Here is a 25,500-nt window from a genome sequence, read left to right on the forward strand (position 1 = left end):
AGTCAATTATTTTTCCAGCGCTTTGGCGCTGGTTTTTTTTAACCAACAGAAAGGTGGCGATATGCAATACATATTAACGGGAGTTGTTGTGTTGATTATCAGTGGGTTAGCTATCAATTTGCTGTCGGTGGTCATCGAAAGCCTGTATAAAACGTTCCTGCATCGCAGCACATCGCGTTAACGCCCGCAGGCCCTCCCTGGCCTGTCGCTGCGTTAGGGTAAGCGTGGATAAATACCTGGGCCAATCGGTAGCCCTACCAGGTACCAGCCCACCAGCAGCAGTAGCCAGACGGCTAAGAAAATGAGTGGGTAGGGTAATACCAGCGAATAGTAGGTGCCCAGTTTGGCATCGGGCCGGTAGCGCTGTAAAAAGCCGAGAAACAGCGGCACAAACGGCGATACCGGCGCGAGCGGCAGCACGGAAGAGTCAGCGATTCGGAACAGGATCTGCGCAAACGCCGGGTGAAAGCCCAGCAGCATGAACATTGGTACAAAAATGGGCGCCAGAATCGACCAGATAGCCGAACCGCTGGCGATAAACATACACAAAAACGCCGACAGCAGCGCCAGGCCGACAAACGCCGGCACGCCATTCATTCCCGCGCTTTCCAGCACATCGGTTAGACCAACGGCCATGAATTTACCCATATTGCTCCAGTTAAACATGGCGACAAACTGGGCTAGTGGGAAGACCATCACGATAAATCCGGCCATCTCCTTCATCGGCTCGATCATTAACTGCGGCAGGTCAGCCTGACGGCGAATTTTGCCGGTAGCGATGCCGTAAGCCAAAGACACGACAAAAAAGAAAAAGATAATCAGCGGCACAATCCCTTTAATAAAGGGCGAGGGCATCACGGTATGTTTGATGGGATCGCGCAGGATGCCGTTTTCCGGCACCACCATCAGCGCGATAACCGCCACAAACAGCAGCGCCGCGATACCGGCAATACGCAGCCCGAACCGCTGTTCCGCCGTCAGCGTCTGCAGCGTTTCATCACTCTGGCCTTGCCACTTTCCTAACCGCGGCTCAACCAGTTTATCGGTGATTAATCCGCCGACCAGCGTCAGAACGATGACTGAGGTGGCCATGAAATACCAGTTGTCGATAACGCTAACATGCAGCGAGGCATCAAGCGTTTTCGCCGCTTCGGTACTGATACCAGAGAGCAACACGTCGGTGGTGACAATAAGTAAATTTGCTGTAAACCCGCAGCCCACGCCGGCGATTGCCGCCAGCAAACCGGCTACCGGATGGCGGCCGACGGCGAGAAACATTAACGCCCCCAGCGGCGGCATAATGACCAGCGCCGCATCGGAAGAGATGTGGCTGAAGAAGGCGATAAATAACACCATGTAACTGGCGTAACGCGCGCTAACGTGCGATGACATCTTGACCATCAGCGACGGCAGCAGGCCGACCCGTTCGGCAAAACCAGCGCCGAGCACCAGCGCCAGAATCGCCCCCAGCGGCGCGAAGCCGCTAAAGTTTTTAATCACGTTTGGCAGAAACCAGTGCAGCCCTTCAACGCTGAGCAGATTCTTTACCACCACTCGCGAACCGTCGGTAGGGTTCTGCACGCCGACGTTTAGCGCCGACAAAATGGCGGTGGCGGCCATCAGCGCGACGATCAGATAGATAAACAGCAAAAATGGATGCGGAACCTTATTACCTATTTTTTCAACCCAGCCATACAGCTTACCGGTGGGGGAATGCGACGGTATGGATGACATACTCATGGGCGTTCCTCAGTTGTCGTTGTTGTGTTGGTTGCGGCATGCCTCATGGGTTGTCAGCTGTTGTTTTTATTGGCGATTGCCATGCGCTGTACGCTATTCCAGAGGCTAGTTTTTCTTATTTTAAAATTGATGGTACGACGTCACGCGGGATCGGGCACTGATATGGGCTAACCGCCAGTACCTGAGCCAGTTCCTGCTGGCTTGCTTCAAGCAACGGCCTGTCGCTGAACAAACGAATCGCCGTCGCTCCCAGTATCTTACCCGCCAGCAGCATCCCTTTATGGGCAATGGACGTTCTTCCCTGGCTCACCAGTTGCCAGCTATGCAGCGGCGTACCGATGGCGAAGCAGGGGCTAAAACACTGGGCCACCGGCGCTTTCCAGCTCACGTCGCCGACGTCGGTAGAGCCGGCCAGCACGTTTTCCGTCGCCGCCCACGGCGCGACTTCATCAATCAACACCGTGTCGTGATGGCGGCGGGCAAACGCTTTTCCTTCTTCACCGCTGGTGCCGGCAATATTCTTCAGGCTGTTATTTATATCGTTCACGCCGAGCGTGGCGCGAATATCCGCCGCGAAAGCGCGCTCTTCGTCACTCCATTGCGGCGTACCGTAATGACATACGGCCTGATACATTGCCGCTTCCAGCGTGCGATTGGGGAGATAGCTGGAACAGGCTTTTTCAAAACGACAGCTGACGCTGGTTTCGGTCATCAGCGCGGCGCCCTGGGCGATTTTCTCAATGCGGGCGAAGATTTGCTGCACGTCGGCCATTTCCGGAGCGCGAATTAAATACAGCACTTCAGCCTGCGCCTGCACCACGTTGGGCGACACGCCGCCGGTATCGGTAATGGCGTAGTGCACACGCGCCTTCTCGATAATATGCTCATTGAGGAAGTTACTGCCGGTGGTCATCAGCGTGACGGCGTCCAACGCGCTACGCCCCAGATGCGGTGAGTTTGCCGCGTGGGCGGCAGTTCCGGTAAAGCGCCACGCCGCCTGAATATTGGCCAGCGTGCTGGTGCTGAACATCCCGGCCCAGGCTTCCGGATGCCAGGTAAGGGCGGCGTCGATATCATCGAATAGTCCCTCGCGCACCATAAAGGTTTTACCAGAGCCGCCTTCTTCGCCCGGGCAACCATAAAAGCGCAGGGTGCCCGAGCCGCCTTGCTGCTGCAGCCACTGTTTCGCAGCGACAGCGGCGGCGAACGCGGCGGTGCCGAGTAGATTATGCCCACAGCCGTGGCCGTTTTCCCCCGGCGTCGCGGATGTTGGTTCAGCACTGTGCGCCTGTTGGCTGAGACCTGCCAGCGCATCAAACTCGCCGAGCAGGGCGATAACCGGTTTACCCTCGCCAAAGCTGGCGATAAACGCATTGGGGATTCCACCAGCGTGACGGCTTAGCTGAAAGCCTTCCGCTTCCAGCGCGTCGGCCAACCGCGCGGCGGACCAGAATTCCTGGAAGCGGGTTTCCGGATGATCCCAGATATCATCGGCAATAGCGCAAAAATCGTCGCGTCGCGATTCAATGATGTCATCAACAAATTGATAGATCTTTTCCATCACACACCTCGCTGCCAGGGAAAGTTGAGCGCGATGCGCGCCAGCGTCTCGACCGCGATGGTCATCACGCCTTCGTCGAAATCAAATTTCTCATTGTGATGTCCGGCGCTCAGTTCAGTACCGAAAATCATGTATGAAGCCAGTCCGCCGCGCTCCTGTACGCGCGCCATCATCAAAGTGGCATCTTCGGATCCCGCCGGCGCGGCAATATGATCCACCGCCTCTACCACCCCCGGCACCTGTGCTGCCTGCTCACGCAGGTATTGCACCCACGCCGGAGAGGGGGCGCTGGAGGTCGCCGCGCCCATGAGCCGTAGTTCATAGCGGGCTTCATACATCGCTGCGGCGCCGGCAATCACGTTTTGCGCCCGCTCAAACACATACTGGTTGATAGCTTCCGTCTCGCCGCGGGTTTCCACTTTTATCAGCGCGGAAGAAGGGACCACGTTGCGCCCGGTGCCGGCCTGCATAACGCCGACGTTAACCCGCGAGGCGCCGGCGCTGTGCGGCGCGATGGCGTGCAGGGCGAGGGCGGCCTGCGCGGCGGCCAGTAGCGCGTTGCGCCCATCTTCCGGTTTGCCGCCGGCGTGTGCCGCGACGCCCTCGAATTGCACGTCGAATTTGGTGGTCGCCATAAAGTTGTCACCGCCGCAGACCACGGTGCCACTGGGAACGCCGGTGCCGATATGAATGGCGGTGAAGTAGTCCACGTTATCGAGCACGCCTGCCGCCACCATCGCGCGCGCGCCGCGGGTGCCTTCTTCGGCAGGCTGGAAAATCAGCTTGATGATCCCGTTGAGCCGATCGGCATACTGCTGTAGCACATGCGCTAAACCCAGCCCGATGGCGGTATGGCCGTCATGGCCGCAGGCGTGCATCATCCCGGCGTTGCAGGAGGCGAAACCCGCGCGATGCGGGCGATGGCAATCGTCGTGTTGTTCGTTAAGATCGAGCGCGTCCATATCGACGCGAAACGCCAGCGTCGGGCCGGGGCGGCCGGTGTCCAGGGTGGCGACGACGCCGGCGAATCCGCCTTCAAAAGCTGGTAGCCAACGTTCCGGCGCTCCCTGTTCGCGGGCGCGCTGGAATGCCTGCTCCAGGGTGGCATCGTCGGGCAGCCCCATCCGGCTGTCGGCATCAATTACGTCGCGCCCCAGCGCCAGTTGATAACCGAGGCCGTCTAAGATCCCGGCAACCTTGCTGGCGGTACGAAATTCCAGCCAGCCGGACTCCGCGTGCAGGTGAAAATCACGACGCCATTGCGTCATTTCCGGCGCCAGTTGGCTGATGAATTCATGAAGTTGCGGCATAACCCTTCCTGTCATATTAAAAAAGTGTGACGGCGTTCACGAAGCGATAGCTTTTGCTTATCACATACGCCTTTCAGGCAATCTCACCCTTAACCTGCCACAGCATGATCGATTACAGTAGATGTCATTTTCTTCTGTCTGATAAGCAATGGTTATCACCTAAAACATGTCATTTCAGATTAAATTTCATCAAATTCGCGCTTTCGTTGAGGTTGCCCGCGAGGGGAGTATTCGCGGCGCCAGCCGGGCGCTTGCTATCTCGCAGCCCGCGTTGACCAAAGCGATTAAAGAGCTGGAAGAAGGGCTTTCCGCCCAACTGTTTGTCCGCCGCAGCCAGGGGGTGGCGCTGACGGAAAACGGCGAAAGTTTTTACCAACATGCGAGCCTGATCCTTGAAGAGCTTCGGGCGGCGCAGGATGAACTGCTGCAGCGTCAGGGCGAGCAGGCCGGGCAGATTAATATTGGTCTCGGCGCCAGCGTCGCCCGGTCGCTGATGCCATCGGTGATTTGCCGCTTTCATCAGCAGCATCCGCTGGTGAAGGTACGGATCATGGAAGGGCAACTCCTGGCGATGATTAATGAACTGCGGCAGGGTGAGCTTGATTTCACTATCAACACCTACTATCCCGGCCCGTACGATCATGAATTCAGCTTTGAAAAACTGTTTGAGAAACCGTTCGCGGTATTCGCCCGCGCCGGACATCCGGCGGCGCGCGCCACTTCCCTGACTGAATTGCTCGAACACCACTGGACGATGCCAACGCCGCGCGGTAGCTACTTTAAACAACTGCAGGAGATGTTTAACCAGGCCGGGCTGGCGCCCAAGGTCGATATCGTGTGTGAAACCTTCTCTTCGTGCATCAGTCTGGTGGTGAAGAGCGATTTCCTCAGCATTCTGCCGGTAGAGCTCGGAAACGATCCGATGATGGCGGATAAACTGGTGATGATCCCCATACGTGAAACGTTGCCCAGGGCAACCTACTACCTGATCCAGCGGCGCGACACGCGACAGACGCCGTTAACGGCTTCGTTAATCACCCTGTTTCGTCGTCAAAGCCGTCAATTGTTTCCTTAAATATCCTGCGTGGGGCTATTTGTCGGCAGTGGCGGCTAAACGCGTTGAGGGGCAGGCGCGAGGTGGCTATAGTAGCAGGCGATAGCCGCTGGAGGAGTGACCATGAACCTTGACGACAAATCCCTGTTTCTTGACGCCATGGAGGATGTCCAGCCTCTGAAACGTAATAATGATGTGCACTGGCATCGTGAACGCCCCGCGCGCGCGCCGCAGCGCATCGATACCCTGCAGCTCGATAATTATCTGACTACCGGCTACCTCGATATTGTGCCGCTCGCCGTACCGCTGGAGTTCAAACGGGAAGGGCTACAAAGCGGGGTACTGGAAAAGCTGCGGCGCGGAAAATACAGTCAGCAGGCAAGCCTGTCGCTTCTGCGCCAGCCGGTCGAACAGTGCCGGCAAATGCTGTTCGCCTTCGTGATACAGGCGCAAAAAGAGGGGCTGCGTAATTTACTTATCATCCACGGCAAAGGCCGTGATGACCAGGCCCACGCCAATATTATTCGCAGCTACCTGGCGCGCTGGCTGCCAGAGCTGCCTGAGGTACAGGCGTTTTGCGCCGCGCTACCGCACCACGGCGGCAGCGGCGCCTGCTACGTTGCGCTGCGTAAATCAGAGCAAGCCAAACAGGAGAACTGGGAGCTGCACGCCAAACGTAGCCGCTAGCGCAGCAGCAGCGTTAGCTCGCGGGCGGCTTTTTGTAGTTCCGGCAGCACCCGGTCCAGCATTTCGCGGGTCGACATCTGGCCCGCGTGAACCCCGACGTTTAGCGCCGCTTCCACCTGTCCCTGCGGGTTATATAGCGGTACCGCCAGCGAACGCAGCCCCATTTCCAGTTCCTGATCGTTCAACGCATATCCCTGCTGATGCACGCGTTTTAGCTCCGCGCGCAGCTTATTCACCGAATCTACCGTCTGCGGGGTGTAGCGAATCATCGTCACCCGGCCCAGCATGTCGTTCAGCCGTTCTTCCGGCTGATGGCTTAACAGTACGCGCCCCATGGAGGTCGCCCACGCCGGCAGGCGGCTGCCGATATCAAGATCGATCGTCATAATTCGCGAACTGGAGGCGCGGGCGATATACAGGATATCGTCGCCATCAAGGGTGGCGATTGAGCAGGACTCATTGAGCATTTCGCTCAGATGTTTGAGCACCGGCTGCGCCGAGCGCGCCAGCGGCGTTGAGGCCAGCCAGGCGTGACCAAGGGCAAGTATCCGTGGACGCAGCTGGAAATTCTTACCGTCTTCGGCGTAGACGAATCCCAGTTTGCTTAAGGTATACAGGCAGCGCCGTACCGCCGCGCGAGGAATGCCGGTTTTCTGGCTGATCTGCGAAATCGACAGCACCGGGCGCTGCGGGGTAAAAGCCTGAATGACTTCCAGCCCCCGCGCCAGCGACGCCATAAAGTTCGGGTCGCCCTTAAACGGATCGCCGTCGCCCGCTACTACATCATCTGGATGCTTGTCCATTTTGTTCTCCGTATTTGCCATCGATCACATTCTTTCGCTAAAGATATACGATGTTCGATTATCGCACCATATTTCGATTATCGCCCTTGACCAGCATCGTTAAGCGGGTCACATTTTGTGCGAACAACGCATATAAGTGCGATTACCGCACGTTAAGGAGCGACCTGATGATTGATAAAAGCGTGTCGACGCTGAGTGAGGCCATTGCCGGGATCCACGACGGCGCGACCATCATGATTGGCGGATTTGGCCCCGCCGGGCAGCCGACGTACCTGATTGATGCTCTGATTGAACAGGGCGCCCGCGACCTAACCATTATTAATAACAACGCGGGCAATGGCGAAGTGGGGCTGGCGGCGCTGCTCAAAGCCGGACGGGTGCGCAAAATGATCTGCTCATTCCCGCGTCAGGTGGATTCACAAATTTTCGATGACCTCTATCGCCGCGGCAAGGTTGAGCTGGAACTGGTGCCGCAGGGCAATCTGGCGGCGCGGATCCAGGCCGCTGGAGCGGGTCTCGGTGCGGTCTTTACCCCGACCGGCTACGGCACGCCGCTGGCGGAAGGCAAAGAAACCCGGGAAATCGACGGCCGCCACTATGTGCTTGAGTATCCGATTAAAGCCGATTTTGCTCTTATTAAAGCCCATCAGGGCGACCGCTGGGGCAACCTGGTATACCGCAAAGCGGCGCGCAACTTCGGCCCGATTATGGCGACCGCCGCCAAAACTACCATTGTTGAAGTCTCGCAGCTGGTCGCCCTTGGCGAACTCGACCCGGAAAACATCATCACCCCGGGGATTTTCGTCCAGCGCGTATTCTCGCTGGAAAATCTGTCCGTCGCGCAAAGCGCCTGAGGAGCCGAACATGCAAAAACTGACTCGTGACGAAATGGCCCAGCGCGTCGCCCGCGATATTCCAGAAGGCGCTTACGTAAACCTCGGTATTGGCCTGCCAACCCGTATCGCCAACTATCTACCTGCCGATAAAGAGGTGTTCCTGCACAGTGAAAACGGGCTACTGGGAATGGGGCCGAAGCCGCAGTCCGGCGAAGAGGACCCGGAACTGATCAACGCGGGTAAAGAGTATGTCACTCTGCTGCAGGGAGGCTGTTTTTTCCACCATGGCGACTCCTTCGCCATGATGCGCGGCGGGCATCTCGATATCTGCGTGCTGGGCGCCTATCAGGTTTCCGCCAGCGGCGATCTCGCTAACTGGAGCACCGGCGCGCCGGATTCGATCCCGGCGGTCGGAGGGGCGATGGATTTGGCTATCGGCGCCCGCCAGGTGTTTGTGATGATGGACCATCTGACCCGCGATGGCGAATGCAAACTGGTCGAACAGTGCAGCTACCCGCTAACCGGCGTCGGGTGTGTCAGCCGTATCTATACCGATCTGGCGGTCATCGATATTACCGACCGCGGCCCGGTGGTCCGTGAAATCTTTAACGGTCTCTCATTTGAAGAGCTACAGCGCATCACACCGGTGGCGCTGACTTTTGAACAACTGGCGGAAAGCGCGTAAGGAACCTATGATGAATCAGGCATTTATCTGTGATGCGGTACGTACGCCGTTTGGCCGTTTTGGCGGCGCATTATCGAGTATGCGCGCTGACGATCTGGCGGCGCTGCCGCTGAAAGCGCTGCTGGAGCGTAATCCGGGCCTCGATCCGGCGCTAATTGACGATGTTATCTACGGCTGCGCCAACCAGGCCGGAGAAGATAACCGTAACGTGGCGCGTATGGCGTTGTTGCTGGCCGGGCTGCCGCAGAGCGTTCCCGGCAGCACGATTAACCGCCTGTGCGGCTCGAGCCTTGATGCGATCGGCGTCGCGGCGCGGGCGATTAAAAGCGGCGAAACTCAACTGATGATCGCCGGTGGGGTGGAGAGTATGTCGCGCGCGCCGTTTGTGATGGGGAAAGCCGAGAGCGCCTTTAGCCGCTCGATGCAAATGGAAGATACCACCATTGGCTGGCGCTTTATTAACCCACAGATGAAAGCGCTGTACGGCGTGCACTCGATGCCCGAAACCGCGGAAAACGTCGCCGATGAGTTCGCCATTTCTCGCGCCGACCAGGACGCTTTTGCGCTTCGTAGCCAGCTGCGTACCGCCGCGGCGCAGGAGGCGGGGCGTTTCGCCGATGAACTGATCGCCGTGTCGGTACCGCAACGCAAAGGGGAGCCGCTGCGCTTCAGCCGCGATGAACACCCGCGCAGCACCTCGCTGGAAGCCCTGGCTAAACTGCGCGGCGTGGTTCGCGCCGACGGCAGCGTTACCGCCGGTAACGCCTCCGGCGTCAATGACGGCGCCTGCGCGCTGCTGTTGGCCAGTGAGCAGGCGATGTCGGCGAATGATTTACAGCCGCTGGCGCGAGTTGTCGGCGTGGCGACGGCGGGGGTGGCGCCGCGAATTATGGGCTTCGGCCCGGCGCCGGCGGTGCGTAAGGTGCTGGCGCAAACCGGGCTGACGCTGGCGCAGATGGACGTCATCGAACTGAATGAGGCTTTTGCCGCGCAGGCGCTGGCGGTTACCCGTGATTTAGGTCTGCCGGATGATGCCGCCCACGTTAACCCCAACGGCGGGGCCATCGCGTTGGGCCATCCGCTGGGGGCTTCCGGCGGGCGTCTGGCGATGACCGCCGCTTATCAGTTGAAGCGTACCGGCGGCCGCTATGCGCTGTGCACCATGTGTATCGGCGTGGGCCAGGGGATTGCGCTGATTATTGAACGCGTTTAAGGAGTCGCGATGAGTTTGTTGACCCCCATGTTGCGCAGCAGTCCGCTAACCGACTGGTTTAGCGATGCGCAGCGGGTACAGGGCATGCTGGATTTCGAAGCCGCGCTGGCGCAGGCGCAGGCCGACTGCGGGCTGGTGCCGCAGGCGGCAGTCTTGCCGATAGTCAACGCCTGCCGGCATGCGCTTATTGATTTCGACGCGCTTGGACAGGCTGCGGCCAGCGCCGGCAATCTGGCTATTCCGCTGGTCAAACAGCTGACCGCGCGGGTGAAAGCACAGGATCCGGACGCCGCGCGCTATGTCCATTGGGGCGCCACCAGCCAGGACGCTATCGATACCGGCTTTGTTCTGCAACTGCGCGGCGCGCTAGCGGCGACGGATAGCCTGCTACAAAGCCTGATTGACGCGCTTGCCGAACAGGCCCAGCGCTATCAACATACGGTGATGCCGGGACGCACCTGGATGCAACATGCGCTACCGGTCACCTTTGGCCTTAAACTGGCGGGGACGCTGGATGCGCTGTTGCGCTGGCAGCAGCGGTTGATTGAGATGCGCCCACGGGTGCTGGCGCTGCAGTTTGGCGGCGCGGCGGGCACGCTTGATTCATTGAAACAGCAGGCGCCGCAGGTGGCGCAGGCATTGGCGCAAACCCTTGACCTACAATTGCCGGATACGCCATGGCATAGCCAGCGTGACCGTTTCCTCGAGGTCGGCGCCTGGTTCGCTGGCGTTTGCGGTACCTTGGGAAAATTCGCCAATGATTTTTCGCTGCTGATGCAAACCGAGGTCGCTGAAGTCGGCGAACCGCTGGCGGAAGGGCGCGGGGGCTCCTCGACCATGCCGCACAAACGTAACCCGGTCTCCTGCGCGGCGATTTTAACCGCAGCGCAGCGCACGCCGGGGCTGGTCGCCACCCTTTACGCCGGTCAAATCCAACAGCATGAGCGCGCGCTCGGCGGCTGGCAGGCCGAATGGGAAACGCTACCGGAACTGATCATGCTGGTGGGCGGGGCGCTGGCGCAAACCGACATGCTGGTGCGCGAGATGCAGGTTTTCGTGCATAAGATGCGTGCCGACCTTGATATTACCCACGGGCTGATTATGGCGGAAGCGGTGACCTTGGCGCTGGCGGAGTTTATCGGCAAAGCCGAGGCGCATCATCGTGTAGAAGCGCTGTGCCGCCAGGCTCTGGACAGTCACGGTTTACTTGTCGATCTGCTGGCGGCTGACCCGCAGGTCAATCAGTATCTCTCCCGCGAACGTTTAAACTCGCTACTGGATCCGGAAACGGCCACCGGTAGCGCCGAACGCTTTGTGCGCCAGGTACTGGCGCGTTATCAGGAGCAACATCATGAATCTTGATTATCAACTCGACGGGCCGGAAGGCGCGCCGGTTATCGTGCTGTCGAACTCGCTTGGCACCACGCGCGCCATGTGGCAACCGCAAATGGAGGCCCTGACGGCGAATTTTCGCGTACTGCGTTATGACACCCATGGCCATGGTAAAACGACGAAAAACGGCAAGGTGACCCTGGCGCAACTGGGCGAAGACGTACTTGCGCTGCTCGATCACCTTAATATCGGTAAGGCGCTGTTTTGCGGTATTTCGATGGGCGGGCTGACGGGATTATGGCTGGCGCGCTTTGCGCCGGAACGTTTTTACGCGGTGGCGGTGGCTAATACCGCGGCGCGGATCGGCGATCAGTCGGGCTGGCTTTCCCGCGCCCGCGCGGTGCGTCAGGAAGGGATGGATGTGGTTGCCGCGGGAGCGGCGGACCGCTGGTTTAGTGATAATTTCCGCCAGCGCGCGCCGGAGGTGGTCGAGGCGTTATGTCACCAACTGACCCATAGCGACGCTGAAGGCTACGCCGCCTGCTGCGAAGCGCTGGCGGCGGCAGACCTGCGGGGGGAGGTCGGGCAAATTTCGATTCCGGTGCTGATTATTGCCGGGGAAAGTGACCCTGTCACGACTGTCGCCGACGCTAACTTCCTGCATCAGCAGATTGCCGATTCCCAGGTGGTGGTGCTGAGCGCGTCGCATCTGTCGAATATCGAAGCGCCAGCCGCCTTTAACGCCGCGCTGAACGGCTTTTTGCTGGGGGAGCAAAATGGAAGATAAACAACGTTATCAGCAGGGAATGGAGGTTCGCCGCAAGGTATTAGGCGATGCTCACGTTGACCGTACTCTGCAGAATCTGACGCCGCTGAACGAGGAGTTTCAGGATTTCATCACCCGTTACGCCTGGGGAGAAACCTGGACCCGTCCGGGTCTCGATCACCATACCCGCAGCATGATCACCATCGCCATGCTGATTGCGCTGAACCGCGAGGCGGAACTTAAGATGCATCTGCGCGCCGCCTTTAATAATGGCGTGACCCGTGATGAGCTGAAAGAGTTGATTATGCATTCGGCGCTGTACTGCGGTTTACCGGCGGCGAACGCCACGTTGCATCTGGCGCAGCAGGTGTTTGCCGAAATCGACGCCGCGCAGGAGTAGCGGGGCGGCGCATTGCGCCTTGTACGGGCTACTAAATCGCACAGCGCTGTAGCCCCGGTAAGCGGTAGCGCCACCGGGGATTTTGAGTTGTAGGCCGGATAAGCGCAGCGCCATCCGGCATTACCTGATGAAGCTGCGTCGGCGTGGGATGATGTTACCTGTCGCGCTCCTGCGGCGCGACGGCCGGGGCGGTATACCAATCCTCTTTGGCGACCACCACCGCGCCTTTCGGTTGCATGACAAAATTGGGCGACATAATCTGCACGCCAAATTCGTTAAACACATCGATAATGCTGCTGTGCAGCGCGTTGCGCCCCTCCGGCAGCGTCGTTTCCGGCAACAGCCGCACCTGCAGTTCATACGACGTATACCAGTCGAGCAATCCCAGTTTGCGAACCACCGGCGCCACCTGATGATCCACTCCCTGGGCGCGGTGGGCCGCCAGTTCCAGCATCGCCTGTACCTGCCGCCACGGCGTGTCGTAACCAATGGTCACGCCGGTGGTGAGGTTGATTCCCTGTTGCGGGTCATTGGCGCTGAGATTGGTTATTTTACCGCTGACCACCACCGCGTTCGGCAGGGTGACAATATAGTTCTCGCGGGTCAGGATTTTGGTCGCCAGCATGCCGATCTCGCTGACCTGGCCTTCGTTATCGGCGATGCGGATCCAGTCGCCTTTATGCAGCGCGCGGGTATAAATCAGCACCAGTCCGCTCATGGCGTGATTCATCACCCCCGCTGAGCCCAGCGTCAACATCAGACCGAAGAACACGCTAATCCCCTTGAAGGCCAGAGAGTTTGCCCCTGGCAGGAAAGGATAGGCGGCGGAGAGCGCAAAGAGCCAGATAACCACGGCGATAAGCTTTCGCGTGGCGCCGACGGTTTCCGGATGCAGGCCGGGGATCTGCAGACGCCCGGCGGCGACCTGATCCAACACCACCTTCAGCAGGCGGATGATAAACCACGTAATCAGAAAGATAAGCAGTACGATCATCAATCCCGGCAGCGCCGACACGATGGACAGCGAAATATCACGAATTACCCCTACCGACCACTCACCGAGCGATTCTCCCCATACCCGGGTCCACGGAAACAGGCTGAATACCCAACTCAGCCAGACATAACCCGCCAGTACCCCAAGCAGTAGGACCAGCATCGCGTATAACCGGCTTTCAATGTTGCCGAGAAAACGCCGCCAGTTATGTGGGATCATGCTGCGTTTTTCGAGGATCCGCAGATGGAAAAAGCGCCGTACTCGACGCCACGAACGGAACGCGAGATAACCAGCCAGGGCGAGGAGCAACGCGCCGGCGGCGGATTTTAGCGCCGCCAGCAGCAGATAGCGGGTATTGTACTGTTCACGCAGCGACGTCCGTTGCGCTTCCATACGGGCAAGAACGCGCTGCGCCGCCTGATCGAGGGTAAGATCGTCGCCTTCATCAAGGTCGGCCTGGCTTAGCAACATAATAGGTTTGCCATTCATCAGAAACAGCCGCCCCGGCTGGTTGTAGCGGGTGACTGGCACCACCTGCAGCGGCTGGCTGATATCGGCCTCGGTGAAGGCGCGTAGCGTATTGCGGATGCGCAGAACCCGTTCTTCCGGCGTGGTCTGACCGAATGTCGCCTGTAGCATGACGATCGGTTGATGGAAAATCGCGACGGTTCGCGCCTGCTCGCGAGCGGTGGGCTGCTGACGAGGTTCTGCCGCCGAAAGCGGAAAGGCCAGCCATAGCAGAAAACACGCCGTTAATAACGCCTGGATCCTGTTCATATGCGACACCGGAAAAGGGGGAATTATTGTTATTTTTCAGCTGGTCAAACTCTGAGCGGCTGCTGGATTGAGCATAGTTCAGCGTCGGATGAATTCAAGAATAAAGGGGGAGAATACGCCCGACGATGAGCCGCCGGGCGGGGAGGGAATTAGCCGTGTTGTTTACAACCGGCGCACTGCTGATTTTGGATCTGTTGGAAGAAATCGTTACCTTTATCATCAACGAGAATAAAGGCCGGGAAATCTTCGACTTCGATTTTCCAGATAGCTTCCATACCCAGTTCCGGATAGGCCACGCACTCGAGGCTCTTAATGCTCTGTTGCGCGAGGACTGCCGCCGGGCCGCCAATACTGCCGAGGTAGAATCCCCCGTGTTTATGACAGGCATCGGTCACCTGCTGGCTGCGGTTGCCTTTGGCCAGCATCACCATGCTGGCGCCGTGCGATTGCAGCAGATCGACATAAGAATCCATACGTCCCGCGGTGGTCGGACCGAGGGAACCGGAGGCATAACCGGCCGGCGTTTTGGCCGGGCCGGCATAGTAGATCGGGTGATCTTTCACGTACTGCGGCAGCGCTTCGCCGTTATCGATAAGTTCCTTCAGCTTAGCGTGGGCAATGTCGCGGGCCACGATAATGGTGCCGTTAAGGCTTAGACGCGTGGAGACCGGGTGCGCCGACAGCTGCGTGAGGATCTCGCTCATCGGCTGGTTCAGGTTGATACTAACCACATTGCCTTCGCCCTGCTGGCGCAGGTGTTCAGGAATGTATTTCCCCGGGTTGCTTTCCAGTTTTTCAATCCAGATGCCGTCGCGGTTGATTTTAGCTTTGATATTGCGGTCGGCGGAGCAGGAGACGCCCATGCCGATCGGGCACGAAGCACCGTGGCGCGGCAGACGGATGACGCGGATATCGTGGGCGAAATATTTCCCGCCGAACTGCGCGCCGAGACCGAGGTTTTGCGCTTCTTGCAGCAGCTCTTGCTCCAGTTGCACATCGCGGAACGCCTGACCGTGCTCGTTGCCCGCGGTCGGCAGGTCGTCATAGTAGCGGGCGGAAGCCAGCTTAACGGTCTTCAGCGTCGCTTCCGCCGAGGTGCCGCCAATCACAAAGGCGATGTGGTAGGGCGGGCAGGCCGCGGTACCAAGGGTACGCATCGTTTCGACGAGGTAGTTTTTCAGCTTCGCCGGGGTGATTAACGCTTTGGTTTCCTGGTACAGATAGGTTTTGTTGGCGGAACCGCCGCCTTTCGCCATACACAGGAATTTATATTCGTCGCCATCGACGCTGTAGAGATCGATCTGCGCCGGCAGGTTGGTGCCGGTGTTGACCTCTTTATACATATCCAGCGGCGCATTCTGCGAGTAACGCAGGTTGTCTTCCGTATAGGTGTTATAGACGCCCTGCGCCAGCGCGGCTTCATCGCCGCCGCCGGTCCATACGCGCTGGCCTTTTTTACCCATGATGATGGCGGTGCCGGTATCCTGGCAGGTTGGCAGCACGCCTTTGGCGGCGATTTCGGAATTACGCAGGAATTGCAGCGCGACGTATTTGTCGTTTTCGCTGGCCTGCGGGTCGAGCAGGATGGCCGCGACCTGCTGCTGATGTGAGACGCGCAGCATGAAAGCGGCATCGTGGAAGGCCTGCTGCGCCAGCAGGGTTAACGCCTGTGGTTCAACTTTCAATACTTCCTGACCATCGAATTCGGCGACGGAGACGTGCTCTTTGCTGAGCAAATAGTATTCGGTATCGTCATGCGCCATCGGGAACGGGTCTTGATAAACAAAGGGTTTCGTCGACATATTCACATACTCCATAAAGATAAAAACCGCCGGGGGAAGACCCGGCGGTTATGAATCAGAACATCATGGACATCCACGGATAGCCAATCAGCAGCAGGGCGGCCAGGAAGATGGCGCCGAAGATGGTGCCGAGGCGCCAGTAATCTTTGGTCGGCAGATAGCCGCTGCCGTAGTAAATCGGGCTCGGGCCGGTACCGTACGGAGTGATGATGCCCATCACGCCCAGCGAGGTCACCATCAGCAGGACGAAGACTTCCATATTCATTCCCGGGATAGTCGAAGCGATGGTCAGCATGGCCGGCAGCAGCGCGGTAGTGTGCGCGGTGGTACTGGCGAACAGGTAGTGCAGCAGATAGAACGCCAGCAGCAGGACGATGGTCGCAACGCCCGGAGAAATACCGCTCATCAGCGCGCCGCCTTCTTTACCCAGCCAGGCGATGAAGCCTGTGGAGGAAAGACCGTCAGCCAGCGCGACCAGCGTGGCGAACCAGACAAAGGTATTCCATGCCGCTTTGTTATTGGTGATATCGCTCCAGGACAGCACGCCGGTCCACAGCATCAGCACGATAACCAGCAGAGCAGCCAGCGCCGGTTCAATCCAGTCGGCGGCGAAGATCCACATCATCAGCGCGAAGCAAACAAACACCAGCAGCAGGATTTCATTGCGCGACAGTTTGCCCAGTTTCTCCAGTTCACGAGCGGCCCACAGCGGTACTTCGTTATTGATTTTAACTTCTGGCGGATAGAACCAGTACGCCAGCAGCGGCATGGCCAGAATCAACAGGATACCGAGCGGCAGGAAGGCGATAAACCAGGTACCCCAGGAGATGTTGATACCGACGATGCTTTTTACCAGCGCCAGCGCCAGCAGGTTCGGCGCCAGCGCCGACAGGAACATGGAACTGGTGATACAGGCGGCGGTAATGGCGACCCACATCAGATAAGAGCCAATACGGCGTGCGCTCGGATCGTTAGGTTTAGAACCGTACAGCGGCGGCAGGTTAGCAATAATCGGGTAGATGGTCCCGCCGCTACGTGCGGTGTTGGACGGGGTAAACGGCGCCAGCAGCAGGTCAGCGAAGGTAATGGCGTAGCCCAGCGTCAGGCTGCGGCGGCCAAGATATTTTACCAGAATCAGCGCCAGACGGCGGCCGAACTGGGTTTTGTCATAGCCCGCGGCGAACATGAACGCGCCGAAGATAAGCCACACGGTAGAGTTGCCAAAGCCGCTCACCGCCCATTTAAATGACGCGCCGGCCAGCTTAAAGCTTGGCGCCGCCATCTGTTCCGGGCTGAACAGCAGCCACTGGCTACATAAAGCAATCACCACCACCCCGGTGATACCGATAACGGCGCCCGGCAGCGGTTCGAAGATAAGGCCGACGATGACGCCGACGAAGATAGCAAAATAGTGCCAGGCGAAAGGTGGTAAGCCGTCAGGCACCGGGACGAACAGCAGCAGTACGGCGACGATAATGGGCAACGCCATCATGATCAGACGTTTATACGCCGCGTTAGACGCGGCACCGGCAGGCGGTATGGTTGTCTTTTTCTCTTTCATAATGAGTATCTGCTAGTAGTTGAAAATACGGTTCCGTCTTCGCTTACAACGCTCGATTTTTTTAGTTGCGAAAGTTTCTTTAATTATTAATGGTCGAGATTGCTTATTGCTTAAACGGTTATTTAACGCGTTTTTCGCGGCGTTAAATTAAATTCATTGGGTATTTATATATTGCGCTTTCACGTTGCATTGCAATTGATCGAGATCAAAAAAAACAGGTGATCTGGATCTTTTTTTTCGTTTGGCAATAACCACATATGATGATGTGGTTATTATCCGCAAGAAACGTCAATTGTTAAGGGAACGCTTAAAAAATAATAAATGGCTAAAGCAATTAATTATTTAAGTTATTGAAATTTCGTGTTTTATTTTTGTTTTGCGTGTTTTTCTAGCGTTAACAAAAGTGACCGAAATGTTATCATTCATTTGTATTATGTAAATGCGATATATAAATTTAATAATACAATGGAGGTATTGCTGTTATTGCAGGTATTAAATAGTTTTTTAACTAACGTAATTAATTTAGTAACTAAAAAACACGCTATATTATTGGCATGACAACAGGAATGAAAATAAACAATCAATAAAATTTCCGTCACCCAATTCTGAATTTCAATATTTAAAATCTGGAGTATTAATATGACCAGTAACGAACGAATTCTGCAGCCATTTACTTTACCGAATGGGACTGAACTGAAAAACCGTTTGCTAATGGCGCCAATGACCACCTGCACCGGTTATTTCGATGGTACCGTCACCAGCGAGCTCGTTGAGTACTATCGCGCCCGCGCCGGCAGCATCGGGACTATCATCGTTGAATGCTGCTTTATTGATGATTATGGTCTGGCCTTCCCGGGCGCTATTGGCATTGATAACGATGAAAAAATCGCCGGGCTGGCAAAAATCGCCGAAGCGATAAAAGCGAAAGGCTCAAAAGCGATTCTGCAGATTTACCATGGCGGCCGCATGGTTGACCCACAGTTGATTGGCGGTCGCCAGCCGGTGGCGCCGAGCGCCATTGCCGCGCCGCGCGACGGCGCCGCCATGCCGCGCGCCCTCAGTGGTGAAGAAGTCGAAGGCATGATCGCCAAATTTGGCGACGGCGTGCGTCGCGCGATTCTTGCCGGTTTCGACGGCGTCGAAATCCACGGCGCCAACACCTATCTTATTCAACAGTTCTATTCGCCGAACTCCAACCAGCGTGACGATGAGTGGGGCGGCAGCCGTGACAACCGCGCCAGATTCCCGCTGGCGGTACTGGACATCACGCATAAAATGGCCCGTCAGTACGCTGACGATGCCTTTATTATCGGCTATCGCTTCTCGCCGGAAGAGATGGAAGTCCCGGGGATCCGCTTCGACGACACCATGTATCTGCTGGAAAAACTGGCCGCCCGCGGCGTCGATTATCTGCATTTCTCGGTTGGCGCGACGCTGCGCCCGTCTATCGTTGATACCAGCGATCCGACGCCGCTGATTGAAAAATACTGCGCCATGCGTTCTGAAACGCTGGCGCAGGTGCCGGTGATGGGCGTCGGCGGGGTAGTTAACGCAGCCGACGCCGAACAGGGCCTCGATCACGGTTATGACCTGATGGCCGTCGGCCGCGCCTGCATCGCCTATCCGGACTGGGCTTCACGTATCGCCGCCGGCGAAGAGCTGGAACTCTTTATCGACAGCACCCAGCGCGAGGCGCTGCATATTCCGGAACCGCTGTGGCGTTTCTCGCTGGTCGAAGCGATGATCCGCGACATGAGCATGGGCGACGCGAAATTTAAACCGGGGATGTTTGTCGAAACCGTTCAGGACGATGCCAACGAACTGGTCATTAACGTCAGCCTCGAAAACGATCGCATTGCGGATATCGAGCTGGCCGCAAGCCCAGTACAGAGCGTTGAATTTACCACCAGCTTCGAAGAGATCCGCGAACGTATTCTGACCGCCAACACGCCGCACGTCGATGCTATCTCCGGCGCGACCAGCCAGAGCGAAGCGGTGAAAAAAGCGGTGTCCAAAGCGATGCTGAAATCCAGCAAAGCGCTGGCCGCGGAAGAGGGCGGCAACGATGCCGCGCCGAAAAGCTATGACGTTGTGGTGGTGGGGAGCGGCGGCGCCGGTCTGGCCGCGGCGATTCAGGCCCACGACGAAGGCGCCAGCGTGCTGATCGTCGAAAAAATGCCGACTATTGGCGGCAACACCATCAAAGCTTCCGCCGGGATGAACGCCGCGGAAACCCGCTTCCAGCGCGTCAAAGGTATTCAGGACAGTAAAGAGTTGTTCTATCAGGAAACCCTGAAGGGCGGCCACAACAAAAACAACCCGCAGCTGCTGCGCCGTTTCGTTGAAAACGCGCCGCAAGCCATTGAATGGCTGGCGGACCGTGGGATTATGCTTAACGATATCACCACCACCGGCGGGATGAGTATCGACCGTACCCACCGTCCGCGCGACGGATCGGCGGTTGGCGGCTACCTGATTAGCGGTCTGGTGCGTAATATCACCAAACGCGGTATCGATGTGCTGCTGGATACCTCGGTAGAAGAGATCCTGATGCGCCACGGTGAGGTGAGCGGCGTGCGTCTTATCAACGATGAACAAGAGATCATCGACGTGCAGACCAAAAGTATCATCGTGGCGACCGGCGGCTTCAGCGCCAACAGCGCGATGGTGGTGAAATATCGTCCTGACCTCGAAGGCTTCGTGACCACCAACCATAAAGGGGCGACCGGTAGCGGTATCGCGCTGCTGGAACGTATTGGCGCCGGCACCGTGGACATGGGTGAAATTCAAATTCACCCGACCGTCGAGCAGCAGACCTCGTACCTGATTTCTGAATCGATTCGCGGCGGCGGCGCTATTCTCGTTAACCAGCAGGGGAACCGCTTCTTCAACGAGATGGAGACCCGCGATAAAGTGTCTGCGGCGATTATCGCGCTGCCGGAACACTATGCTTACATCGTCTTCGACGAGCATGTGCGGGCGAAAAACAAAGCCGCCGACGAGTATATCGCCAAAGGCTTCGTCACCAGCGCCAGCTCGCCGCGTGAACTGGCGGAGAAACTGGGGATGGATTACCATGCGTTCCTCGCTACCCTGGAATGCTACAACGGCGCGGTGGAAAAACAGCACGATGAAGCGTTTGGCCGCACAACCGCGCTGCGCGCGCCGATTAACGAAGGCCCGTTCCACGCCATTCGTATTGCCCCAGGGGTGCACCACACTATGGGCGGCGTGACCATTAATACCGATGGCGAAGTGCTGAATGTGGCGCAGCAGCCGATTCGCGGCGCCTACGCCGCGGGTGAAGTGGTTGGCGGTATCCATGGCGGTAACCGCATCGGCGGTAACGCGGTCGCGGATATCATCATCTTCGGTACCCTCGCGGGCCATCAGGCGGCGAAACGTGCCAGAGGATAATAGGTAAATGCTGATGCCGGGCTGGCTTAGCCGCCCGGCTTATCCCTTCTAAGGAGAGCCCAATGTCCGATAACCGCGTCTATAGCTACTCCGCCGTGTTGATGGGCTCGCCCATCCTGCTCAAACTCTATTCCCACGATGAGGCGCTGGCCTCCCGCGTCTTTCAGTTAATTAAACGCTACGAAGATCTGCTCACCGTTAACCGCGCACAGTCGCAAGTAATGGATATCAACCATGCCGCCGGGCGTCATCCCGTCACCGTTAGCCGTCCGGTGTACCAGCTGATTAAGTGCGCTAAAGCCGCCAGTATGGTGCGCGACAGCGCCTTTAATCTGGCTATCGGCCCGCTGGTTAAACTGTGGCGCATTGGCTTTCAGGGTCATAGCGTGCCGTCGGCGGCGGATATTGCGGCGCGGCTGCCGTTAACCCGCCCGCAGGATGTCATTCTTGATGACGAAAAGCAGAGCGTGTGGCTGGCGCAGGCCGGAATGGAAATTGACCTTGGCGCAATCGCCAAAGGATATATCGCCGACCGGGTACGCGATTACCTGGGCCAGCAGGGGATTGAACAGGCGCTGATTAACCTCGGCGGCAATGTACATACATTAGGGGAATGGGCGATTGGGCTGAAAAAACCCTTTGCCGCTGAGCAGGAACTTATCGGCTGGATGGCCGTTGCCGGGCAGTCGGTTGTCACTTCAGGCACCTATGAACGCTATTTCGAGCAGGATGGCAAACGCTGGCACCATATCCTCGATCCGCGCAGCGGCTATCCGCTGGATAACGAACTCGACAGCGTCACGGTCATTTCCGCGGATTCACTGGACGGCGATATCTGGACCACGCTGCTGTATGGCCTTGGCGTGGAGAAGGGTTGCGCGGCGCTGCGCCAGCGGGACGACATTGAAGCGATTTTTGTCACCAAAAACCGCGGCGTGATTCTGTCGTCACCGCAGCGCATCCGCTTTCAACTGCTCGACAGCGGCTATCAGATTACTGACTGTACTGCTTGAGCAGGCCGTACTGCTCGGCGACCAGCCGATAGCGGTACACCGGTCGGCCGGTCGCGCCGTAATGGATGGTAGTGTAGAGAATATTGATCTGCGCGAGCCAGATCAGATACTTGCGGCAGGAGACGCGCGAGATATTTACCGCCGCCGCCAGTTCATCGGTAGAGAACTCCACATCAGGGTGGCTATCAATCCACTGGCACAGCGTGCGTAAGGTCTGCGCCGTTAAGCCTTTCGGCAGCTTACGCGCGTCAACCGCTTCCGGCGTGCCGCCGTGCAGTAGACGATCGACATCCGCCTGCTCGTAATAGGGCTGGCCGGTCATCAGTTTACGTTTTTCACGCCATGCGGTCAGCGCCTCTTCAAAGCGCGGGAACTGGAAGGGCTTAATCAGATAATCCACCACGCCATAGTGCATAGCGGTTTGAACGGTGGCTGCATCGGCGGCGGAGGTTATCATAATCACGTCGATGGCGCGGCCGCTGGCGCGAATGGTCGGCAGCAGATCGAGGCCGCTATCCTGCTGCATGTAAACGTCCAGCAGCACCAAATCGATCGCCATCTGCGGGTCGTTAATCATCTCCTGGGCTTTGCCGAGCGTCGACGCGGTGCCGCAGCAGCTGAAACCGGGGATGCGCGCCACGTACAGGCGGTTCAGCTCGGCAACCATCGCATCGTCGTCAACAATTAATACATTTATCACGCTTTTTTCCTTTTACTATCCCAGGGCAGGTGAACAAAAAATTGAGTAAATACGCCAGGCTCGGACTCGACGGACAACGTGCCGCCGAGTTCGTGGAGCTGCTGGTTGGCGAGAAACAGGCCGACGCCGCGATTCTCGCCTTTGGTGGAGAAGCCCTTATTAAAGATGGCGTCGATATTGGCCGCCGGGATCCCCGGGCCGTCGTCGCTCACTTCGCCGCTTAACCAGCCATCCTGATAGTGCAATAGCAGGCTCACTTCGCCTTCCGTCTGGCCGCTCATCGCGTCCAGCGCATTTTCAATCAGATTGCCCAACACCGTCACCAGCACGGTGACCTGTTTTTCATTGGGACAATCCGGCACCAGGCTCTCTTCGGCGAGGTTCAAAGAGAAGCCTCGCTCTTTGGCGCGCTGGATTTTACCAATCAGGAAGCCGGCGACCACCGGCGATTTTATCCGGTGCTGAATTTCGCCGATGTCGGCCTGATAGGCATGGGCGGTCTGCAGCACATATTCTTCCAGCTTGTCATAGCTTTTCATATTCAGCAGGCCGAGGATCACGTGCAGCTTGTTCATAAACTCGTGCGAAGTGGTGCGCAGGGCATCAACGTAGCTCATCATGCCGTCCAGACGCTGCACCAGTTGACTCATCTCGGTCTTATCGCGGAAGGTGCTGATGGCGCCGACGATGGCGTTCTGGCTGCGCACCGGGACGGTATTGCTGATCAGCAACAAGCCATTACAGCCGATCGCGCGGTCATAAATGGGTTCACCGCTGCGCAAAACTTCCTGCAAGTCCGCCAGCAGCGGGGTGCGATCGATGCTTTTATCCGGCCCGCTGAGTAACATGCCGCGGGCGGCCGGGTTAATCAGCGTGACCTGGCCGCTGCTATCCACGGCGATCACGCCTTCTTTCAGCGAGTGCAGCATCGCCTGGCGCTGCTGAAACTGGGTGGAGATATCCTGCGGCTCCAGCCCGAGCAGAATGCGTTTCAAGCCGCGCACCAGGCTCCAGGTGCCGATAGCGCAGACCAGCGCGCTAAACAGAATGGTCAGCAGGACGTCCCAGCGGCTATTGGCGATCTGTTCGTCGACTTTACTCAGCGAAATACCTACCACCACCACGCCAATCTGCTGATGTTGTTCATTGAATACCGGGGTGAACACGCGCAGCGCCGGCGCCAGTACGCCGTGGTTAATCGCCACGTTTTCCCGCCCGGCGAGGGTCGGGCGGATATCCTCGCCGATAAACGGTTTACCGATGATGGCGCTATCCGGATGCGAATAGCGAATGCCGCGCATGTCGGTCACAATCGCGTAAAGCAGATCGTTACGCCGGGTAATGGCCTGCGCCAGCGGCTGAATGATATTACTCTGCGGCGGCTCGCCGAGACCACGCTTTACCTGCGGCATATCGGCCATGGTGCGCGCCACCGCCAGCGCTGTCTCTTTTAAGCCGTCGCGGGTGGCGTTGCTGATCTGCATAAACCATAGCGCGTAGACCAGCAGAAGCACCGCGCCGATAACGCTGCCAATCATTAGCGTGACGGCGGTACTTAATTTCAGGTTGCGGGCGCGCTTGCGGGCGGGCGGCTGTAGCTCGGCTTCCTTCATGACAACCCCGATCGATTCGTTGAACGATCATTATCGCCGATAGGGCGGCTTTCATAAAGCCGTGTAATAACAGTAAAACCGCTTTCTGGATATTCGCTGCCTGACATGCGTAGCCCTCATGCTCGGATAACGCGCAGTCGCGCCGCGATTAGGTGTCGAGTGAACAAACTGTGACCCCCGTGGCGGTAAAGCCGTGGATGAAGGCTTTACACTGGCTGCATCAATCAAATAGCCGTGATGAATGAATGGATATTTCACCGCTGTTGATGTAGCCGCAGTGAGTTCGGTTTTAAATGGAGGTTTTATGAGCAGTAAGCCAACCGCATCAATGCTGGAACGACGCCACCCGCAAACGCGCCATATCGATACGCTCGCCACCCTCGATATGCTGACCCTGCTGCAGCAGGATAACAAACAGATAGCCGTTGCTATCGATGCCTGCCTGCCGCAGATTACCCGGCTGGTGGATAACGCCGCGGCGACTCTGAGCCGGGGAGGACGGCTGGTGATCGTTGGCGCCGGGGCATCCGGGCAGGCGGCGTTGCAAACGGTTAATGACTATTCCCCTGAAGCCAATCACTCACTGGTGGCGATGATTGCCGGTGGTGAAGGGAGCGTGCTGCAGGCCGCCGAGCGGGCGGCTAACGATTATGACGCGGGCTTACGGGATATGCAGCTATTGTCCCTGAGCGCCAACGATATGCTGCTGGCGCTCACCGTCAGCGGCAAAACGCCGTGGGTGTGGGGGGCTATGCGTCACGCCTGGTCGCTGGGCACACCGATTGCTATCCTGACGCAGCAGCCTGATAGCGAAGCCGCGCAGCTGGCGGATATTATGATTGCGCCGCAGACCGGGCCGGAAGCGGTGGCGGGTTATGGCAACCCGAAAGCGCAACTGGCGCAGCGGCAGATCCTCACCCTGTTAACCACTGGCCTGGCGGTACGCAGCGGCAGGGTGTTCGGCAACCTGCGCGTAGACCTACAGGCAACCAGCCCGCGCTGGGAGGAGCGGCAAATCGCCATAGTGATGGCCGCCACAGAGTGTACGCGCGCGCAAGCTAAAGCCGCGTTGGCCAGTTGCAATCAGCATTGTCGGACGGCGATTCTGATGCTGATGACGGGGCTCGATGCCTGGCAGGCACGGGATCTACTCAGCGAAAACAACAACCATTTGCGTATCGCCTTACGTGAAGCGCAAGAGAAAACGCCAAGTAACGTCAATTAAATTCCTCGCCG

21 protein-coding genes are annotated in these 25,500 nt (G+C 57.8%); 12 read left to right on the plus strand and 9 right to left on the minus strand.

Features of this window, described 5'->3' with window-relative positions; translation table 11 throughout:
* The first annotated feature begins 61 nt into the window (after positions 1–61).
* Complete coding sequence (locus tag ABLV17_RS21805; RefSeq protein ID WP_087858541.1) at positions 62–181, plus strand: phosphatidate cytidylyltransferase; 120 nt, start codon at positions 62–64, stop codon at positions 179–181.
* 32 nt (positions 182–213) lie between these two features.
* Here the strand turns inward: ABLV17_RS21805 and abgT are convergent, their stop codons facing one another.
* From abgT to ABLV17_RS21820, 3 genes are all read right to left on the minus strand, one after another.
* The gene (abgT, locus tag ABLV17_RS21810) at positions 214–1,740 is read right to left on the minus strand and encodes a p-aminobenzoyl-glutamate transporter (protein ID WP_113374691.1); all 1,527 of its coding nucleotides are present in this window, start codon (positions 1,738–1,740) and stop codon (positions 214–216) included.
* A 115-nt stretch (positions 1,741–1,855) separates the two neighbouring features.
* Positions 1,856–3,301: a M20 family metallopeptidase gene (locus ABLV17_RS21815; RefSeq protein WP_308958942.1), complete on the minus strand. Its 1,446-nt coding sequence runs from the start codon at positions 3,299–3,301 to the stop codon at positions 1,856–1,858.
* On the minus strand, positions 3,301–4,611 hold the full coding sequence (locus ABLV17_RS21820; protein ID WP_348854610.1) for a M20 family metallo-hydrolase: 1,311 nt from the start codon (positions 4,609–4,611) through the stop codon (positions 3,301–3,303). The genes ABLV17_RS21815 and ABLV17_RS21820 overlap by 1 nt, the downstream gene beginning before the upstream one ends.
* 166 nt (positions 4,612–4,777) lie before the next feature.
* Between ABLV17_RS21820 and ABLV17_RS21825 the strand changes: the two genes are divergently transcribed.
* Positions 4,778–5,686 carry a LysR family transcriptional regulator gene (locus ABLV17_RS21825; protein ID WP_087858508.1) on the plus strand — a complete coding sequence of 303 codons (909 nt, stop codon included), beginning with the start codon at positions 4,778–4,780 and terminating at the stop codon, positions 5,684–5,686.
* Positions 5,687–5,788: 102 nt separating this feature from the next.
* Entirely contained in the window at positions 5,789–6,352 is a 564-nt protein-coding gene (smrA, locus tag ABLV17_RS21830; RefSeq protein WP_087858509.1) for a DNA endonuclease SmrA, read from the plus strand.
* On the opposite strand, the gene ABLV17_RS21835 is transcribed toward smrA, so the two are convergent.
* Entirely contained in the window at positions 6,349–7,155 is an 807-nt protein-coding gene (locus tag ABLV17_RS21835; RefSeq protein ID WP_015366809.1) for an IclR family transcriptional regulator C-terminal domain-containing protein, read from the minus strand. The genes smrA and ABLV17_RS21835 overlap by 4 nt on opposite strands.
* A 167-nt stretch (positions 7,156–7,322) precedes the next feature.
* Here ABLV17_RS21835 and ABLV17_RS21840 point away from each other — a divergent pair, with 167 nt between their 5' ends.
* The 6 genes from ABLV17_RS21840 to pcaC are packed head-to-tail and all read left to right on the plus strand — an operon-like array spanning position 7,323 to position 12,387.
* Complete coding sequence (locus tag ABLV17_RS21840) at positions 7,323–8,009, plus strand: 3-oxoacid CoA-transferase subunit A (RefSeq protein ID WP_032707939.1); 687 nt, start codon at positions 7,323–7,325, stop codon at positions 8,007–8,009.
* 10 nt (positions 8,010–8,019) lie between these two features.
* Positions 8,020–8,676 carry a 3-oxoacid CoA-transferase subunit B gene (locus ABLV17_RS21845; protein ID WP_087858510.1) on the plus strand — a complete coding sequence of 219 codons (657 nt, stop codon included), beginning with the start codon at positions 8,020–8,022 and terminating at the stop codon, positions 8,674–8,676.
* A 10-nt stretch (positions 8,677–8,686) separates the two neighbouring features.
* Entirely contained in the window at positions 8,687–9,889 is a 1,203-nt protein-coding gene (pcaF, locus tag ABLV17_RS21850; protein WP_020078965.1) for a 3-oxoadipyl-CoA thiolase, read from the plus strand.
* Between the two features lie 9 nt (positions 9,890–9,898).
* Entirely contained in the window at positions 9,899–11,251 is a 1,353-nt protein-coding gene (locus tag ABLV17_RS21855; RefSeq protein ID WP_113374696.1) for a 3-carboxy-cis,cis-muconate cycloisomerase, read from the plus strand.
* Positions 11,241–12,008, plus strand: coding sequence for a 3-oxoadipate enol-lactonase (gene pcaD, locus ABLV17_RS21860; RefSeq protein WP_308958788.1), 768 nt, complete (start codon positions 11,241–11,243; stop codon positions 12,006–12,008). The genes ABLV17_RS21855 and pcaD overlap by 11 nt, the downstream gene beginning before the upstream one ends.
* Positions 11,998–12,387, plus strand: coding sequence for a 4-carboxymuconolactone decarboxylase (gene pcaC / locus ABLV17_RS21865; protein ID WP_308958786.1), 390 nt, complete (start codon positions 11,998–12,000; stop codon positions 12,385–12,387). The genes pcaD and pcaC overlap by 11 nt, the downstream gene beginning before the upstream one ends.
* A 154-nt stretch (positions 12,388–12,541) precedes the next feature.
* On the opposite strand, the gene ABLV17_RS21870 is transcribed toward pcaC, so the two are convergent.
* From ABLV17_RS21870 to ABLV17_RS21880, 3 genes are all read right to left on the minus strand, one after another.
* On the minus strand, positions 12,542–14,158 hold the full coding sequence (locus ABLV17_RS21870; RefSeq protein WP_308958785.1) for a mechanosensitive ion channel domain-containing protein: 1,617 nt from the start codon (positions 14,156–14,158) through the stop codon (positions 12,542–12,544).
* 149 nt (positions 14,159–14,307) lie between these two features.
* Positions 14,308–15,960 (minus strand): class I fumarate hydratase FumA, encoded by a 1,653-nt coding sequence (gene fumA, locus ABLV17_RS21875; RefSeq protein ID WP_348854613.1) that lies wholly within the window; start codon positions 15,958–15,960, stop codon positions 14,308–14,310.
* A 55-nt stretch (positions 15,961–16,015) separates the two neighbouring features.
* Positions 16,016–17,521: an anion permease gene (locus tag ABLV17_RS21880; protein ID WP_032707943.1), complete on the minus strand. Its 1,506-nt coding sequence runs from the start codon at positions 17,519–17,521 to the stop codon at positions 16,016–16,018.
* A 639-nt stretch (positions 17,522–18,160) separates the two neighbouring features.
* On the opposite strand from ABLV17_RS21880, the gene ABLV17_RS21885 reads away from it, so the two are divergent.
* Together ABLV17_RS21885 and ABLV17_RS21890 are read left to right on the plus strand one after the other, a co-directional pair.
* Positions 18,161–20,938: a flavocytochrome c gene (locus ABLV17_RS21885; RefSeq protein WP_308958784.1), complete on the plus strand. Its 2,778-nt coding sequence runs from the start codon at positions 18,161–18,163 to the stop codon at positions 20,936–20,938.
* 62 nt (positions 20,939–21,000) lie between these two features.
* Entirely contained in the window at positions 21,001–21,951 is a 951-nt protein-coding gene (locus ABLV17_RS21890; protein ID WP_308958783.1) for an FAD:protein FMN transferase, read from the plus strand.
* Here ABLV17_RS21890 and dcuR read toward each other — a convergent pair.
* Entirely contained in the window at positions 21,932–22,651 is a 720-nt protein-coding gene (gene dcuR, locus ABLV17_RS21895) for a two-component system response regulator DcuR (protein ID WP_087858519.1), read from the minus strand. The genes ABLV17_RS21890 and dcuR overlap by 20 nt on opposite strands.
* Positions 22,648–24,264 (minus strand): sensor histidine kinase, encoded by a 1,617-nt coding sequence (locus ABLV17_RS21900; protein WP_308958782.1) that lies wholly within the window; start codon positions 24,262–24,264, stop codon positions 22,648–22,650. The genes dcuR and ABLV17_RS21900 overlap by 4 nt, the downstream gene beginning before the upstream one ends.
* A gap of 304 nt (positions 24,265–24,568) precedes the next feature.
* On the opposite strand from ABLV17_RS21900, the gene ABLV17_RS21905 reads away from it, so the two are divergent.
* Complete coding sequence (locus ABLV17_RS21905; RefSeq protein WP_308958781.1) at positions 24,569–25,489, plus strand: N-acetylmuramic acid 6-phosphate etherase; 921 nt, start codon at positions 24,569–24,571, stop codon at positions 25,487–25,489.
* Positions 25,490–25,500 lie beyond the last annotated feature (11 nt).

Origin of the sequence: Klebsiella sp. CN_Kp091 (genome assembly GCF_040065095.1) — a bacterium.
GTDB lineage: Bacteria > Pseudomonadota > Gammaproteobacteria > Enterobacterales > Enterobacteriaceae > Klebsiella > Klebsiella aerogenes.

Excerpts from the sequence above, each read along its gene's own strand:
- ABLV17_RS21870 (WP_308958785.1), bottom strand. The coding sequence starts at position 14,158 with ATGAACAGGATCCAGGCGTTATTAACGGCGTGTTTTCTGCTATGGCTG.
- pcaF (WP_020078965.1), top strand. The coding sequence starts at position 8,687 with ATGAATCAGGCATTTATCTGTGATGCGGTACGTACGCCGTTTGGCCGT.
- ABLV17_RS21900 (WP_308958782.1), bottom strand. The coding sequence starts at position 24,264 with ATGAAGGAAGCCGAGCTACAGCCGCCCGCCCGCAAGCGCGCCCGCAAC.
- ABLV17_RS21845 (WP_087858510.1), top strand. The coding sequence starts at position 8,020 with ATGCAAAAACTGACTCGTGACGAAATGGCCCAGCGCGTCGCCCGCGAT.
- ABLV17_RS21905 (WP_308958781.1), top strand. The coding sequence starts at position 24,569 with ATGAGCAGTAAGCCAACCGCATCAATGCTGGAACGACGCCACCCGCAA.
- ABLV17_RS21835 (WP_015366809.1), bottom strand. The coding sequence starts at position 7,155 with ATGGACAAGCATCCAGATGATGTAGTAGCGGGCGACGGCGATCCGTTT.
- ABLV17_RS21815 (WP_308958942.1), bottom strand. The coding sequence starts at position 3,301 with ATGGAAAAGATCTATCAATTTGTTGATGACATCATTGAATCGCGACGC.
- ABLV17_RS21825 (WP_087858508.1), top strand. The coding sequence starts at position 4,778 with ATGTCATTTCAGATTAAATTTCATCAAATTCGCGCTTTCGTTGAGGTT.
- ABLV17_RS21885 (WP_308958784.1), top strand. The coding sequence starts at position 18,161 with ATGACCAGTAACGAACGAATTCTGCAGCCATTTACTTTACCGAATGGG.
- ABLV17_RS21855 (WP_113374696.1), top strand. The coding sequence starts at position 9,899 with ATGAGTTTGTTGACCCCCATGTTGCGCAGCAGTCCGCTAACCGACTGG.
- ABLV17_RS21805 (WP_087858541.1), top strand. The coding sequence starts at position 62 with ATGCAATACATATTAACGGGAGTTGTTGTGTTGATTATCAGTGGGTTA.
- pcaD (WP_308958788.1), top strand. The coding sequence starts at position 11,241 with ATGAATCTTGATTATCAACTCGACGGGCCGGAAGGCGCGCCGGTTATC.
- smrA (WP_087858509.1), top strand. The coding sequence starts at position 5,789 with ATGAACCTTGACGACAAATCCCTGTTTCTTGACGCCATGGAGGATGTC.
- fumA (WP_348854613.1), bottom strand. The coding sequence starts at position 15,960 with ATGTCGACGAAACCCTTTGTTTATCAAGACCCGTTCCCGATGGCGCAT.
- ABLV17_RS21840 (WP_032707939.1), top strand. The coding sequence starts at position 7,323 with ATGATTGATAAAAGCGTGTCGACGCTGAGTGAGGCCATTGCCGGGATC.
- ABLV17_RS21820 (WP_348854610.1), bottom strand. The coding sequence starts at position 4,611 with ATGCCGCAACTTCATGAATTCATCAGCCAACTGGCGCCGGAAATGACG.
- abgT (WP_113374691.1), bottom strand. The coding sequence starts at position 1,740 with ATGAGTATGTCATCCATACCGTCGCATTCCCCCACCGGTAAGCTGTAT.
- ABLV17_RS21880 (WP_032707943.1), bottom strand. The coding sequence starts at position 17,521 with ATGAAAGAGAAAAAGACAACCATACCGCCTGCCGGTGCCGCGTCTAAC.
- ABLV17_RS21890 (WP_308958783.1), top strand. The coding sequence starts at position 21,001 with ATGTCCGATAACCGCGTCTATAGCTACTCCGCCGTGTTGATGGGCTCG.
- pcaC (WP_308958786.1), top strand. The coding sequence starts at position 11,998 with ATGGAAGATAAACAACGTTATCAGCAGGGAATGGAGGTTCGCCGCAAG.